The sequence below is a fragment of the Pseudonocardia sp. ICBG1034 genome, from assembly GCF_020131375.1.
Lineage (GTDB): Bacteria > Actinomycetota > Actinomycetes > Mycobacteriales > Pseudonocardiaceae > Pseudonocardia > Pseudonocardia alni.
Genome location: NZ_JAHLEK010000015.1, coordinates 1,771,682 through 1,785,313 on the forward strand (window position 1 = coordinate 1,771,682; position 13,632 = coordinate 1,785,313).

Genomic DNA, 13,632 nt, shown 5'->3' on the forward strand with positions numbered 1-13,632 from the left:
GGCGGCACCGGGATACCGGTTACGACGAAGTCGGACCACCGAAGTTGTAGGAAACCTACGAACCGCAGGTGTGACCGGGGCCTCGTTACCGATCCGTAGGGGCCGGTGTTTGTAGGGTTCACGACAACGCCCCGCCCACCGGGACACGGACGTCGTCGACCTCCTGATCATGCTCCCCGGTCGGGTCCAGAGGAGTCAGCGGGGTGTGCGCGGCGACGGCCGGGCCGTCGGACGCGCGGGCGGTGCGGTCGGCGACGAGCGCGGCGCGCAGCACGAACGCCTCCCGGGGGTCGGTGGGGGAGCGCCCGACGAGCTCGCCGATGCGGCGCAGGCGGTAGCGCACCGTGTTGGGGTGCACGTAGAGCGCGCGGGCGCAGCCCTCCAGGCTCGCCCCGCCCTCCAGGTACGCGGCCAGGGTGCGCAGCAGTTCGCCACCGGTGTCGTGGAGCGGGGCCAGGACGTCCTCGGCGAGCCGGCGCCGCGCGGCCGGGTCGCCGTGCAGGGCGCGCTCGGGCAGCAGGTCGGCGGCGTCGACCGGGCGCGGTGCGTCGGGGTGACCCGGGGCGGCGGCCAGCCCGGCCAGTGCCTCGGCGACGGCGGCACCCGCGGTGGCCAGATCGGTGCTGGGCGGGCCGGAGACGACCGGTCCGGCCCCGAAGTGCGCTGCGACCTCGGCGAGCACCCGCGCGGTGACCGCGCTCGCCCCCGGGGCCGGCCCGGGCCCGGTCGGCGCCGCACGCGCCGATGTGGTCTCGGCGAGCCGGTCGGCGACCCGGCGCGCGGGCCGCCCGGTCAGGTGCAGCAGGACCACCAGCCGTCGCCCCTGGACGCCGACGAGCACGTCGTGGCCGAGCCGCGCGGCGACCCGGCGCAGCTCGACGATCAGCTGCGGGGACTCGGGGCCGGAGCCGGGTGCGGAGCCGACCAGGCAGTGCACCGGGGCGGCGGGGTCCCAGCCGAGCGCGGCGGCCCGGGACACGAGCGCACCGTCGGTGTCGCCGCGCAGCACGGCGTCGACGACGAGCGCCTCCAGCCGGGCGTCCCAGGCGCCGCGGGACTCCGCGGCGCCGGCGTACACGGTGGCGGCGGCGAAGGCGATCTCCCGGCCGAAGCGCAGCACGGCCTCGGTGAGCTCGTGGCGCTCGGTGCCGTCGTCGGCGAGCGGGGGCAGGTGCTCCTCGAACACGTCCGCGGCGATACGCACCAGCTCGACGGTCTGGCGCAGGCTGATCCGCCGGGCCAGGTCGCGCGGCGCGATCCGGAACGCCTCGGCGGTGAGCGGGGTGGTGCGGTCGGGCTCACGCAGCCAGGACACGAAGTTCGCGACGCCGGTCTGGGTCACCAGGGCCACGCCCGCGCGCTGGTCGGCGGGCAGCCCCGCGAACCACGGGCAGCGCCGCTCCATCTCCGCCAGGCAGGCCGCGGCCAGCCGGGACGAGGCGAGCTCGAGGCGGCGCAACGTCGCGTCCGCGACCGGGTGGCGGTGCACGTCGGGCAGCATGACACGACGATGGACGCACCCACAGGACACGTCACGCTGTACCGCGCCGGCTCGCGGGCGCGCACGGAGACCGGCTGGCTCGACTCGCGGCACAGCTTCTCCGCCGGGGCGCACTACGACCCGGCCAACACCCACTTCGGGCTGCTGCTGCTGCACAACGAGGACCGGCTCGTCCCGGGGCGGGGCTACGACGAGCACCCGCACCGCGACACCGAGATCCTCACCTGGGTCCTCGACGGCGAGCTGGAACACCGCGACAGCACCACCGGGCGGACCGCACGGGTCGGGCCGGGCGGGGCGCAGTACCTGGGAGCGGGATCGGGGGTGCGGCACTCCGAGCACGCGACGCCGGACGGGGGCGTGCGGTTCGTGCAGATGTGGGTGGTGCCCGAGGAACCGGGCGGCGACCCGCACCACCTCGTGCGTGCGGTGCACGCGGGGGAGCGCGGGGACACGGTCGTCCTGGCCTCGGGCCTGGAACGGCACCGCGAGTCGACCCTGCTGCCGCTGCGTCAGCGCGCGGCGGCCCTGTCGGTGGCACGGCTCGCGCCGGGGGCGGCCATGGAGCTGCCGACCGCCCCGTTCGTGCACGCGTTCGCGGCACGTGGGGGCGCGACGCTGGAGGACGTGCCCGGTGACCAACTCGGTACGGGCGACGCGGCCAGGGTCGTCGACGACGGCGGCCGGCGGATCACCGCCGGACCGGACGGGGCCGAGATCCTGGTGTGGGAGATGCACGCAGCGCTGGGGTGGTGACACCCGGGCACCGCGGAACCGGCCGGAGCGCGAGACCTCGGCCGTGACGGGCTGCTGCCGGTCACCACGACGGACGGGTGACCGGACGGCTCAGAGCGGCGTGACCCCGCTGGCCTGCGGCCCCTTCTGCCCCTGCTCGATGTCGAACGACACGCGCTGCCCCTCGTCGAGGCTCTTGTAGCCGTTCGTCTGGATTGCCGAGTAGTGCACGAACACGTCCGCACCACCACCGTCGGGGGCGAGGAAGCCGTAGCCCTTCTCGCTGTTGAACCACTTGACGGTGCCTTCTGCCATTCCTGCTCCCTGGAGATCATCGGCCCGGAGCACCTCGCCCGGAACCGCGGGCCAGCGACGCACACGGTCGACGCCCTGGTCAGGACGGCGAGTCGCGAGGACGAGTGATCACCGCCACCGCCGTCGCGCGGAGCCTATCGTGATCTGCGCCGCCCTGGGAGGGGCGAAAATCGGCGACGGCCCGCCGCCCCGTGCGGGGCGGCGGGCCGTCGTGTGCCGGTGGGGTCAGGCGGCCCCGCCGTCGCCGATCTGCGGGCCGGCGGCCTGCGGGTCGTCGATCTTGTAGCCGGCCGCGGCCTCGGCCGCGGTCTCGGTCTTCACCAGGCCCTGCCTGGCCAGCACCGAGAGCGCGCCGACGACGATCGACTCGGCGTCGACCGCGAAGTGGCGGCGCACGGCCGGACGGGTGTCGGACAGGCCGAACCCGTCGGTGCCCAGCGACAGGAACGGCGCCGGGGACCACTGGCGGATCTGGTCGGGGACCGCACGCATCCAGTCGGAGACCGCCACGACCGGGGCGTCGCCGTGCTCGCCGTCGCCCAGCTTCTGGGTCACGTACGGCACGACCGGCTCGTCACCGGGCTTGAGCAGGTTGGCGTGCTCGGCCTCGACGCCGTCGCGGCGCAGCTCGCCCCAGGACGTCACCGACCAGACCTCGGCGCGGACGTCCCAGTCGTCGGCCAGCATCTTCTGCGCGGTCAGCGCCCACGGCAGCGAGACACCGGAGGCGAGCAGCCGCACCACGGGCCCGTTGCCCTCGGGCGCGGGGGCGAACCGGTGCATCCCGCGCAGGATGCCCTCGCGGTCCACGTCCGCCGGCTCGGCCGGCTGGCGGTAGGGCTCGTTGTAGACCGTCAGGTAGTAGATGACGTTCTCGGGCTTCTCGCCGACCATCCGGCGCAGCCCGTCCTGGACGATGTGCGCGACCTCGAAGGAGAACGCAGGGTCGTAGGCGACGACGGCCGGGTTGGTCGCCGCGAGCAGCAGCGAGTGACCGTCGTTGTGCTGGAGACCCTCGCCGGTCAGCGTGGTGCGACCGGCGGTGGCGCCGACCAGGAAGCCGCGGGCCATCTGGTCCGAGGCGGCCCAGATCGAGTCGCCGGTCCGCTGGAACCCGAACATCGAGTAGAAGATGTAGACCGGGATCATCGGCTCGTCGTGCGTGGCGTAGGACGTGCCCGCCGCGGTGAACGACCCGACCGAACCGGCCTCGTTGATGCCCTCGTGCAGGATCTGGCCCTGCTCGGACTCCTTGTAGGCGAGCATCAGGTCGGCGTCGACCGAGGTGTAGTTCTGGCCGTTCGGGTTGTAGATCTTCTGGCTGGGGAACATCGAGTCCATACCGAAGGTACGGGCCTCGTCCGGGATGATCGGCACGAAGCGCGCGCCGATCTCCTTGTCCTTGATGAGCTCGCGCAGCAGCCGGACGAACGCCATCGTCGTGGCGACCTCCTGCTTGCCGGAGCCCTTCTTGACGAAGTCGTAGACCTTGTCACCGGGAAGCACCAGCGGCTTGCTGGCGGTCCGGCGCGACGGCAGCGGCCCGCCCAGCTGGCGACGGCGCTCCCGCAGGTACTGGATCGCCTCGTCGGACTCGCCGGGGTGGTAGTACGGCGGCAGGTACGGGTCGGCCTCGAGCTGCTTGTCCGAGATCGGGATGCGCTGCTCGTCGCGGAACTGCTTGAGGTCGTCGAGCGTGAGCTTCTTCATCTGGTGGGTGGCGTTGCGGCCCGCGAAGTGCGTGCCCAGGCCGTAGCCCTTGATGGTCTTGGCCAGGATGACGGTCGGCTGGCCGTGGTGCGCGGTGGCGGCGGCGTAGGCCGCGTGCACCTTGCGGTAGTCGTGCCCACCGCGCTTGAGCTTCCAGATCTCGGCGTCGCTCATCGGGTCCACGAGCGCCTTGGTCCGCGGGTCGCGGCCGAAGAAGTGGTCGCGGACGTAGGCGCCGTCGTTCGCCTTGTAGGTCTGGAAGTCGCCGTCCGGCGTGGTGTTCATCAGGTTGATCAGCGCGCCGTCACGGTCGCCGTGCAGCAGCGAGTCCCACTCGCGGCCCCAGATGACCTTGATGACGTTCCAGCCGGCGCCCCGGAAGAACGCCTCCAGCTCCTGGATGATCTTGCCGTTGCCGCGGACCGGGCCGTCGAGGCGCTGCAGGTTGCAGTTGACGACGAAGTTCAGGTTGTCCAGGCCCTCGTTGGCCGCGACGTGGATCAGGCCGCGCGACTCGGGCTCGTCCATCTCGCCGTCGCCGAGGAAGGCCCACACCTGCTGCTGGGAGGTGTCCTTGAACCCGCGGTCGCCCAGGTAGCGGTTGAACCGCGCCTGCATGATCGCGTTCATCGGGCCGATGCCCATCGAGACCGTGGGGAACTCCCAGAAGTCCGGCATCAGCCGCGGGTGCGGGTAGGACGGCAGCCCGCCGCCCGGGCCCGCGTGGGACAACTCCTGGCGGAACCCGTCGAGGCGGTCCTCGCCCAGCCGCCCCTCGAGGAAGGCGCGGGCGTAGATGCCGGGGGAGGCGTGACCCTGGATGTAGATCTGGTCGCCGCCGCCGGGGTGTTCCTTGCCACGGAAGAAGTGGTTGAAGCCGACCTCGTAGAGCGTCGCCGAGGAGGCGTAGGACGAGATGTGCCCGCCGACGCCGATACCCGGGCGCTGCGCGCGGTGCACGGTCATCGCGGCGTTCCAGCGCAGCCAGCGCCGGTAGGTGCGCTCGACGTCCTCGTCGCCGGGGAACCACGGCTCGCGGTCGGTCGGGATGGTGTTGACGTAGTCCGTCGCGGTCAGCGACGGGACGCCCACGTGCTTCTCACGGGCGCGCTGCAGCATCGTCAGCATGAGGTAGCGGGCGCGCTGCTGCCCGGCGTTGTCCAGGACCGCGTCCAGGGAGTCCAGCCACTCGGCCGTCTCCTCGGGGTCGATGTCCGGCAGGTGGGCGGCCAGCCCGTCCCGGATGACGTTGACGCGGCGCTTGTCGTCGCCGGGCGTGCTGCTCTGCGCGGTCAAGGGTTCTCCCTGCCTGATTCCGTCGGTGGCCGGGATCGCCCGGCCCTGTCTGTCCGCCGCCGGCTGTGGGGCGACGTCGCCGGCCGGACTCGACGGTCGTGGCCGTGGCTCGGTCCATCGTGCCTGTTCCGGCGCGGTCCCGAAACTCGTCGTTCACGAAGTCGGGCTCTGGCCGCGAGGATAGGTACTACTCGTACGTAACTGAACGGAGGGCGGGGTGACCTGCGCGTCACCGCGCCGCGGACCGCGAGCCGGTTGCATCCGGTCGTGCCCCCGTGATCGGATGCCCCATCCGATTTCGCGCGAAGGGTGGCGCCCGCACGCGGAACCGAAGACGATGGACTGCGTGAGCAGCGTGAAAGGGGAACGAGTGGTGACCGCGGCAGATGCCGGTGCGTCCGACATCGCGGCAAAGCTCGGCATCGAGCCGGGCATGATCGTCCAGGAACTCGGGTACGACACCGACATCGACGACCAGGTCAGAGAGGCCGTCGAGGACACGACCGGTGAGGAGCTCCTCGACGAGGACGCCCAGGAGGTCATCGACGTCGTCCTCCTGTGGTTCCGCGACGGGGACGGCGACCTGATCGACACCCTGGTCGACGCCCGAACGCCCCTCTCGGACGAGGGCTTCGTGTGGGTCCTGACACCCAAGACCGGCCGTGACGGCCACATCCAGCCCTCCGAGATCGCCGAGGCGGCCCCGACCGCCGGACTGTCGCAGACGTCCAACGCGACGCTCGGGGACGACTGGGTGGGGTCGAAGCTCGTGCCACCGAAGCAGGGGAAGGGCAAGCGCTGAGCCCAGTCGTCGAGGGGGCGGCCGCCCCGGACTTCGAGCTCCCCGACCAGAACCGACAGCCGGTCTCGCTGGCATCGGTCCTCGGGTCGGGGCGCTCGGCGCTGATGGTCTTCTACCCGTTCGCGTTCTCTGGGATCTGCGGCGGGGAGCTGGCGGCGGTCCAGGCATCGCTCCCGGAGTTCCAGAACGACGCCACCCAGGTGCTGGCCATCTCCTGCGACCCGACGTTCTCGCTCGGGGCCTGGGCCTCGTCCGCGGGGTTCGGGTTCCCGCTGCTGTCGGACTTCTGGCCGCACGGGGCCGTGGCGTCTGCCTACGGGGTGTTCGACACCGCCAAGGGGATGGCGCTGCGGGGGACGTTCCTGGTCCGCCCGGACGGCGCCGTCTCGTTCGCCGAAGTGAACGGGCCGGGGGAGCCGCGGGACCAGGACGGGTGGCGTCGGGCTCTGAGTGCCGTGTGAAGATGTCCGTCCCGGGCGCGTAGCTCAGCGGGAGAGCACTCGGTTTACACCCGAGCGGTCGCAGGTTCGAACCCTGCCGCGCCCACTCATCTGACCAGGACTTTCTCCAGTTCCATGATCACGTGGTTCCGCTCGTGGAGCCTTTCGTGGTGCGAGGCCCTCGTATCCTGCTCCACGTGACGGCTGCCGGGAGGTCGCGTGGACGACCGCGAGGGACGATCGAGGAGCTGCCCAGCGGCGCGCTCCGGGTCTCGGTCTACGTCGGGAAGGACCCGATCTCCGGGCGGCGGCACTACCTCCGTGAGACGGTCCCCGCCGGTGCCGGGGCGAAGAAGGAGGCCGAGAAGGTCCTCCGCCGCCTCAATCACGACGTCGACGAGCAGCGGACCCCGCGTACGAGCGCGACGCTGGATCAGCTGCTCGACCGGTACCTGGAGACCCTCGACGTCGGCGCGACCACACACCGCGCCTACACCCGGTACCTGGAGCTGCACGTCCGTCCGTTCCTCGGACGGACGAAGGCCGGCGCCGTCGGTGCGGAGGCGCTGGACTCGCTCTACGCCGAGCTGCGTCGCTGCCGGGACCATTGCTCGGGGTCGGTGACGCGCGTCGATCATCGGACGCCCCGCGATCATGAGTGCGACGACCGGTGCCGTCCGCACCGCTGTCGGCCGCTCGCGCCGGCCACGATCCGGCACATCCACTTCGTGCTGAACGGTGCCTACTCGCGCGGCGTTCGCTGGCGGTGGGTGTCGGTCAACCCGGTCGAGTTCGTCTCCCCGCCCGCCAAACCGCCGCCGGACCCGCAACCGCCGTCCGCGGGGGAGGCCGCGCGGCTGCTGAACGAGGCGTGGCGGGACCTGGACTGGGGTGCCCTGGTCTGGCTGTTCATGACCACCGGGGCCCGTCGTGGCGAGTTGTGCGCGCTGCGCTGGTCGAACGTCGACCTGGAGTCGGGAACGTTGACGATTCGTCGGGCGATCGCCCAGGACGGGCGGGCGTTGCAGGAGAAGGACACCAAGACCCACCAGCAGCGGCGTCTCGCGCTGGACGCCGAGACGGTCGAGGTGCTGCGCGATCACCGGGAGCGGTGCGAGGAGCGGGTCCGGGCGCTCGGGGTCGAGCTGCGGCCGGAGGCGTTCGTGTTCTCGCTGGCGCCGGACGGGTCGGCGAGTCTGGTGCCGGGGTCGGTGACGCAGCGGTACTCGCGGATGGCGGCGAGGCTCGGGTTGGACACGCACCTGCACAACCTGCGGCACTTCTCGGCGACGGAGCTGATCGCGGCCGGGGTGGACGTGCGGACGGTCGCGGGTCGGCTGGGGCACTCCGGGGGTGGGGTGACGACGCTGCGGGTGTACGCGGCGTGGGTGTCGGAGGCGGATCAGCGGGCGGCGAGCGGGCTGGGGTCGCGGATGCCGGAGCGGCCGGCAGGGCCGAGGTCGGAGATCGAGCGGGTGCGGCGGGATCCGCGGTCGGCTAGGGAGCGGTTGGCGGTCGAGCTGCTGGAGCGGATCGAGTCCGGGGCCGTGGCGGTGGGTGGGCATCTGCCGGGGGTCAAGGTGCTGGCCGCCGAGCAGGGGCTCGCGCCGAGCACGGTGCACCGTGCGTTCGAGCTTCTGCGTGAGTGGGGTGTGCTCGTCGGGGCGGCGGGGGAGCGGCCGACGGTCGTTGCATGCCTTGTTGAGGACGTCTTTCCCCAAGCTGTCGAAGTCGATGCTCGACAGCTACCAGACTCGGTAGGTGGATTGGGTGAGAGCTACTTCTCCGTTGTTGTCCGCGGGCCGGACGGACGTCGGTATTCCCCCCGAGTGGTGACGGGTAGCCTTGCTAATCCTGAGACTTTTCGCGCTCATCTGCTCGGCATCGTGCGTATGGAGGATCCGGACAACTCGGATGATGGCGAGTCGTGGATCGGTCGATATGAGGTCGAAGTGTCGCCTCTCGCGACCTCTGACTCGGCAGTCGTGTTTCGCTGGTAGTGCGGACGTGGTCCTCGCGGGGAGTCGAGCCTGCTGTGTGCCCAGAGTTTGAACTCGGCGGGTAGCACCCTGGTTTGCCTCGCCTGTTTGGAGTCTCGGGTCATTTGTCCGAACCTCAACGTTCCGTTATGGAACCGGCGGCGGCACGGCCGGAGCGGCAGGACTCGATAGCTGGAGAGCTGCGCCAGCAACCAGTAGCACCAGTCCGCCAATTACGTAGAAGATTCTCAACTTAATCCTGGAGTGAATGCAGATAGTTTTAGAGCCGATTCCGAATGTGTACGGGCTCGATCTCGATATCGTCTGAGTCAGGCTTACCGACGGCAGAAACTTCTGAATCTCCTCCTCAATGGCTTCGCCATGCTTGACTGCGCCCAGCAGGAGTCGGTGGTACCAGACCTGATCTACGAAGTAGAACGACATCCACAGTGCGAATCCGAACAGAAGAATCAGGGTGGCGAGCTGTATATTGATGCCGAACGCATTGACGGCGGTGCGATCTTTTGCTGCAACAGCTGCGGCGCCGAGAGCAAAAGTTATTGCGGTGAGCGCGAGTTGCCGTATTCGCCATTCGATGTCGTTGAAGTGCTGCTGCACGGCCACGGTCTGTTTCCACACTTCGATGTAGGCTTTTGTCGTCTCCTCAGCAGAGAGAGGTTCGCGGTTAGTTGGTGCCGGTTCCTCTGCGTCTTTCATTCTTCTCCTCGTTTGAAGTCGAACTCTTGTAGAAGCTCAGAAAAGCTGGCTCTGAGAGTGTAGCTAGGCTTGATATGCCGGCTCTTGCCAAGTTCGCGCTCTCGCTCAATGTCTGATTGTGTCCAGTGAGATACACGTCGGAGAAGTTCGTACCCTGACCTATCTTGGGCTAGCCCGTAGGCAGCATGAACGTCGATGGCTCCGACCTGCTGAGCCATTGCGACGTCTTTCATTAGGCTGTCTCCAACGTACACCGTCTCCTCGGGCCTGGTGTCGAATCTGTCCATTATTGAGTTCAGGAGGGCGGCATTGGGCTTCAGTAGCCCGCGCCCGACATGTTCGTGAGTGGTTTTCAGTAGGCCGTATTCGTGGTCAGGCCTTGTGCGGATTTCTCTGGGGTGCACTCCTGACGGAAAGTCATGATCTGGGGACGTATAGAGTGCAGTGAGAACCCCATCGAGACCTGTCTTGCGGATTCTCCACTCGGTCCAAAATGCCAACGACTCGGAATATGCGACAATGGGGACTTGAGCTTTGCGGATAGTCTGTAGCGTTTCCATAACGTCTGGATAGAGGCGAGTTCTGGTGAGGCGTTCGCGATTTTGTGCATGAGCTGCGGCGTCAAACTTGTCGGCCGGAAGTGCTGGGTGGTCGACCAAGGCCATCAGTGAAGGGAGCTCGTTCAGTAGATAAGAATACTCCGTCGTAGATCGAGCTTGATGGATCTCTCGAATCTCTCGTTCGAGCGTTTCTCGCGATACGCCACTGAGGTCTACAAGCCTGTCGAGCAGCGCTGAGAACGAATGGAACCAGATATCAAACCAGTCCCACAGTGTATTGTCGAGGTCAGTTACGAGCAGTCGTACCCGCCGTCGGTCGGTCGAGGCGTCCATGATCCAAATTGTATGGGGCGGCCCTGACAGTTTCGGGCAGGCTATGGCTGTGCCGCCGGTCGCATCGTTCCTGTCGATCGGTGTGGCTTCTGCCTCCGATGGGCTGTCTGGGGATACGCTGACAGGCCTCGTTGCCGACTCTGGAGTGTCACCCTCGTGGCCCCTCGTGGGACCTCACACCGCATCGTGGAGGATCTGCGCCACCGCATCCGCGACGGCGACCTGATGCCCGGTTCCCTCCTGCCTTCGGAGGCGCAGCTGTGCGAGCAACATGGCGTTGCGCGGGGGACTGTGCGGTCAGCGTTGGCAGTGCTCGTGGGTGAGGGCGTCGTCGAGGTCGTCCCAGGCGTCGGCCGCCGGGTCGCCGGAGGCGATGGAGCGGACCGGACCACGGCCTACGGCCGTATCGCCGGAGACCTCATTGACCAGATCGGCGCCGGAACGCTGGCTCCTGACTCGCCGCTACCGAGCGAGGCGACGGTGATGGAGCAGTACGGCGTCTCGCGGAACACTGCGCGACGGGCGTTCAAGGTCCTTGCGGACTCCGGAGTCGTCGTTGTACGGCACGGAGTGGGCGCCTTCGTGCGACCTGCTGAGTCCTAAGCAGGAGCGCTACGGTCGCTCCATGACGAGCTCAGAGGGCGTCTCGCCGGACGTCTGGCATGTGCACGGTGAGCGCGTGATCTACGACAACGAGTGGGTCACCGTCGGGTTGGCCGACATCTCCCAGCCGTCGGGCGAGCGCTTCGAGCACCACACCGTCACACTTCCTGCGGCCGCCATGACCGTCGTCCTGGACGACGACGGCCGCAACGTCCTCTTGTCCTGGCGCCACCGCTTCGTGCCGGACCTGTGGAACTGGGAACTCCCCGGCGGCCTGCTCGACGACGGCGAGTCACCCGCCGAAACCGCGGCGCGGGAGGTCGAGGAGGAGACCGGCTACCGGCCCCGGACGGTCGAGCACCTGGTGACCTTCGAGCCGATGGCCGGGACTGTCCGCAGCGCGCACCACGTGTTCCTCGCTCGCGGTGCCGAACGGGTCGCCGATCCGACCGAACTCAACGAGGGCACGTTCCGGTGGGTGCCGCTCGCCGACGTCCCGGACCTGATCGCGACCGGAAAGGTCGGGAACTCCGGCGCGCTGGTTGGACTGCTGCACGTCCTGGCACTGTCTGGGCCGACAGCCGCATCACGGGCCGAGTAGCTCTCGGATCCGGCGGCGCTGTCGTTCGGACCCGGTCCGGCCGGCCAGGCGACCGGCGCGCTCCGCCTGGGCTCGTGACTCGGCGGCCTCCCCGCGTGCCCGCAGTGCCAGCGCGAGGTCGACGCGCAGGCTGACCTCCGCGCGGCCGAACTGGCCGTCCGGCATCGCGGCAAGAGCGGTGCCCAGGTCGTCGATCGCGGACGTCTCGCCGAGGCGGGCGAGGCAGTGTCCGCGCCACCGGGCGAGGTGTCCGGCGTCGAGCATCAGGTAGGGCAGGGCGTGCTCCGGCTGCGTCGGGAGGGCCGCCGCAGCGGCGTCGAGGGACCGGAGCGCGGCGTCCCGGTCGCCGAGGGCAGCGAGCGCCTCGCCTTGCGCGGCGTGTAGCCAGGCCAGCAGTTCGCGCGGGACCGGGCCGCTGGTGATGTCGTGGGCCGAGGTGATCAGGTCGAGGGCGTCCGCTGCTCGTCCGGCGTCGAGCAGGATGAACGCCTGCTGTGCCCGCGCGTAACCGAGCCCGGCCGGCTGACCGCTCTCGCGTGCCGCCGCGGTGGCGACCTCGTGCAGTCGCCACGCCTCCGGGAGTCGTCCCATGTCGAGGGCCTGCCATCCGGCGAGCGCCGCGGCCTGGCCGAGTTCGTCGGCGGCGTGCTCGCGCGACGTCCCGGGCAGGGCGTTGCGGACCAGGCTCTCCACGGTTTCGACGTGCGCGACGGCCTGGCCGTGCACCGTCGCCCCGCCGAGCCGGCGGTCCAGCAGTCGGATGGTCTGCGTTTGCGAGCGCAGGAGGTCGACCAGGCCGGAGTCGAGGCGGGTGAACTCCGGCAGCTCCAGCGGCTCGGTAACCGGCGCCGCGGCGACCGGCTGCGGCTGCGGTGGTTCAACGAGGCCCAGCTCGACCGCGGAGCAGCGGTACACCTCGCACAGCAGCTCGCGGTAGAAGTCGCCGACGACGCCGCCCTGGTTCTCCCAGACGGCGATGCGGCGCGCGAGGCTCTCGTCCTTCGGGAGCTGCTCGCCCCGTCGGGCGGCCGCGGCTCGCAGCTCGTGCAGCAGCCGAGCCTTCTTCCAGCCGCGCTCCTCGCGGACCCGCGCGAGCCGGTTGCCCATCGACGCCCCCTCGTCCCGAGATCAACGGTGACCCGCTGAGCTGGGGAAATCAACCCTGATGCGGATGGTCGCATCACCTCACGTCACCCCACGTCATCTCCCGACAACACCGTTCACGACTGCAATCTCAGATCACGGAAGGCCCCGGCGATTGACTCCGATCGCCACTCGTGCCTTACTTGTTCAGTACATGTACCTAACATGTACAGATTGGGGTTGTGATGAGTGATCTCCGAGGGACGGAGACGGTGCCGGTGGCGCCGAGGTTCTACAGCGTGGCGAAGGTCGCGGAGCTGCTCGGGATGTCGCCGATGACGGTGTACCGGGCGATCGCGGCCGGTGAGTTCCCGGCGGTCCGGATCCGTGGGCGGCTGATCGTCCCGGCGAAGGCGATCGAGGCGATCGCGGACCTCGCGATCGCCGAGCAGACCGTCGTCGACGCGTCGGGCTGGGTGCCGGTCCAGCACGGGAGCGCGGGCTGATGGGCAGCGTCGGGGTGCTGATCCTGTTCATGGTGCTCGGCGCGGTGATCTGCGCGAAGGCACGGGTCGCGATGGGCGCGGTCGTGTTCTCGCTGATCGCCCTTGTGCTGTTCATCGCTACACCGGTCGGTGCCGGGCTGCCGGACGCGATCTCGACGTTCATCTCGGCGTTCGACCAGGCCGCCACGCCCGCCCTGAACGGTGCGGGTGCGTCGAGCGGGAGCGGGCAGTGAGCCCGGCAGCCGGACCCGACGGGGGAGACCTCGCCCTCACGGCCGGGCAGGCCGAGGACCGGGTGGACCCGCCTGCGGCGGGGCGGAGGGCCGTCCGGCCCGAGTTTGGCCCGGCCTCCCTCCCCGTAAAGGGCGCTGCGCGTCGCTACGCGACCGGACTCCGTCCGGCCCTTGACGGCGAGCCTCCGAGGCCGTGCGCGCTGCGCGCAAGGCGGCGG

The 13,632-nt window shown here is 69.7% G+C and carries 14 protein-coding genes and 1 tRNA gene; 9 read left to right on the forward strand and 6 right to left on the reverse strand.

Annotated features, from left to right (window positions below; all coding sequences use genetic code 11):
• Positions 1-118: 118 nt before the first annotated feature.
• Positions 119-1,501, reverse strand: a complete 1,383-nt coding sequence (locus tag KPF22_RS09850; protein WP_208819083.1) for a CdaR family transcriptional regulator — start codon at positions 1,499-1,501, stop codon at positions 119-121.
• A 9-nt stretch (positions 1,502-1,510) separates the two neighbouring features.
• On the opposite strand from KPF22_RS09850, the gene KPF22_RS09855 reads away from it, so the two are divergent.
• Entirely contained in the window at positions 1,511-2,257 is a 747-nt protein-coding gene (locus KPF22_RS09855) for a pirin family protein (RefSeq protein ID WP_224401811.1), read from the forward strand.
• Positions 2,258-2,347: 90 nt separating this feature from the next.
• Here the strand turns inward: KPF22_RS09855 and KPF22_RS09860 are convergent, their stop codons facing one another.
• The gene (locus tag KPF22_RS09860; RefSeq protein ID WP_073577448.1) at positions 2,348-2,551 is read right to left on the reverse strand and encodes a cold-shock protein; all 204 of its coding nucleotides are present in this window, start codon (positions 2,549-2,551) and stop codon (positions 2,348-2,350) included.
• 225 nt (positions 2,552-2,776) lie between these two features.
• Positions 2,777-5,557 (reverse strand): pyruvate dehydrogenase (acetyl-transferring), homodimeric type, encoded by a 2,781-nt coding sequence (gene aceE / locus KPF22_RS09865; RefSeq protein ID WP_224401812.1) that lies wholly within the window; start codon positions 5,555-5,557, stop codon positions 2,777-2,779.
• A gap of 370 nt (positions 5,558-5,927) precedes the next feature.
• Here aceE and KPF22_RS09870 point away from each other — a divergent pair, with 370 nt between their 5' ends.
• From KPF22_RS09870 to KPF22_RS33045, 4 genes are all read left to right on the forward strand, one after another.
• Positions 5,928-6,359, forward strand: a complete 432-nt coding sequence (locus KPF22_RS09870; protein WP_020624178.1) for a DUF3052 domain-containing protein — start codon at positions 5,928-5,930, stop codon at positions 6,357-6,359.
• Entirely contained in the window at positions 6,356-6,820 is a 465-nt protein-coding gene (locus tag KPF22_RS09875; protein ID WP_224402407.1) for a peroxiredoxin, read from the forward strand. Before KPF22_RS09870 ends, KPF22_RS09875 begins: the two co-directional genes overlap by 4 nt.
• A gap of 13 nt (positions 6,821-6,833) precedes the next feature.
• Positions 6,834-6,905, forward strand: a tRNA-Val gene (locus KPF22_RS09880).
• Positions 6,906-6,996: 91 nt separating this feature from the next.
• Positions 6,997-8,799 (forward strand): tyrosine-type recombinase/integrase, encoded by a 1,803-nt coding sequence (locus KPF22_RS33045; RefSeq protein ID WP_224401813.1) that lies wholly within the window; start codon positions 6,997-6,999, stop codon positions 8,797-8,799.
• A 126-nt stretch (positions 8,800-8,925) separates the two neighbouring features.
• Here the strand turns inward: KPF22_RS33045 and KPF22_RS09890 are convergent, their stop codons facing one another.
• Complete coding sequence (locus KPF22_RS09890) at positions 8,926-9,495, reverse strand: hypothetical protein (RefSeq protein WP_224401814.1); 570 nt, start codon at positions 9,493-9,495, stop codon at positions 8,926-8,928.
• A complete protein-coding gene (locus KPF22_RS09895; protein ID WP_224401815.1) occupies positions 9,492-10,388 on the reverse strand; it encodes an HAD family hydrolase in 897 nt (298 codons plus the stop codon). The genes KPF22_RS09890 and KPF22_RS09895 overlap by 4 nt, the downstream gene beginning before the upstream one ends.
• 186 nt (positions 10,389-10,574) lie before the next feature.
• Here KPF22_RS09895 and KPF22_RS09900 point away from each other — a divergent pair, with 186 nt between their 5' ends.
• A complete protein-coding gene (locus KPF22_RS09900; protein ID WP_224401816.1) occupies positions 10,575-10,991 on the forward strand; it encodes a GntR family transcriptional regulator in 417 nt (138 codons plus the stop codon).
• A 22-nt stretch (positions 10,992-11,013) separates the two neighbouring features.
• Positions 11,014-11,592 carry an NUDIX hydrolase gene (locus KPF22_RS09905; RefSeq protein ID WP_224401817.1) on the forward strand — a complete coding sequence of 193 codons (579 nt, stop codon included), beginning with the start codon at positions 11,014-11,016 and terminating at the stop codon, positions 11,590-11,592.
• On the opposite strand, the gene KPF22_RS09910 is transcribed toward KPF22_RS09905, so the two are convergent.
• Complete coding sequence (locus KPF22_RS09910) at positions 11,578-12,699, reverse strand: hypothetical protein (protein WP_224401818.1); 1,122 nt, start codon at positions 12,697-12,699, stop codon at positions 11,578-11,580. The two genes, KPF22_RS09905 and KPF22_RS09910, sit on opposite strands and share 15 nt — an antisense overlap.
• 275 nt (positions 12,700-12,974) lie before the next feature.
• Here KPF22_RS09910 and KPF22_RS09915 point away from each other — a divergent pair, with 275 nt between their 5' ends.
• Both KPF22_RS09915 and KPF22_RS09920 read left to right on the forward strand, forming a co-directional pair.
• A complete protein-coding gene (locus KPF22_RS09915; RefSeq protein WP_308010375.1) occupies positions 12,975-13,181 on the forward strand; it encodes a helix-turn-helix domain-containing protein in 207 nt (68 codons plus the stop codon).
• Positions 13,181-13,414 (forward strand): hypothetical protein, encoded by a 234-nt coding sequence (locus KPF22_RS09920; protein WP_224401820.1) that lies wholly within the window; start codon positions 13,181-13,183, stop codon positions 13,412-13,414. The genes KPF22_RS09915 and KPF22_RS09920 overlap by 1 nt, the downstream gene beginning before the upstream one ends.
• Positions 13,415-13,632 lie beyond the last annotated feature (218 nt).

What these genes read in the sequence shown, in the direction of transcription:
- KPF22_RS09850 (WP_208819083.1), bottom strand. Translation starts at nt 1,501, where the DNA reads ATGCTGCCCGACGTGCACCGCCACCCGGTCGCGGACGCGACGTTGCGC.
- KPF22_RS09855 (WP_224401811.1), top strand. Translation starts at nt 1,511, where the DNA reads ATGGACGCACCCACAGGACACGTCACGCTGTACCGCGCCGGCTCGCGG.
- KPF22_RS09860 (WP_073577448.1), bottom strand. Translation starts at nt 2,551, where the DNA reads ATGGCAGAAGGCACCGTCAAGTGGTTCAACAGCGAGAAGGGCTACGGC.
- KPF22_RS09890 (WP_224401814.1), bottom strand. Translation starts at nt 9,495, where the DNA reads ATGAAAGACGCAGAGGAACCGGCACCAACTAACCGCGAACCTCTCTCT.
- KPF22_RS09895 (WP_224401815.1), bottom strand. Translation starts at nt 10,388, where the DNA reads ATGGACGCCTCGACCGACCGACGGCGGGTACGACTGCTCGTAACTGAC.
- KPF22_RS09905 (WP_224401817.1), top strand. Translation starts at nt 11,014, where the DNA reads ATGACGAGCTCAGAGGGCGTCTCGCCGGACGTCTGGCATGTGCACGGT.
- KPF22_RS09910 (WP_224401818.1), bottom strand. Translation starts at nt 12,699, where the DNA reads ATGGGCAACCGGCTCGCGCGGGTCCGCGAGGAGCGCGGCTGGAAGAAG.
- KPF22_RS09920 (WP_224401820.1), top strand. Translation starts at nt 13,181, where the DNA reads ATGGGCAGCGTCGGGGTGCTGATCCTGTTCATGGTGCTCGGCGCGGTG.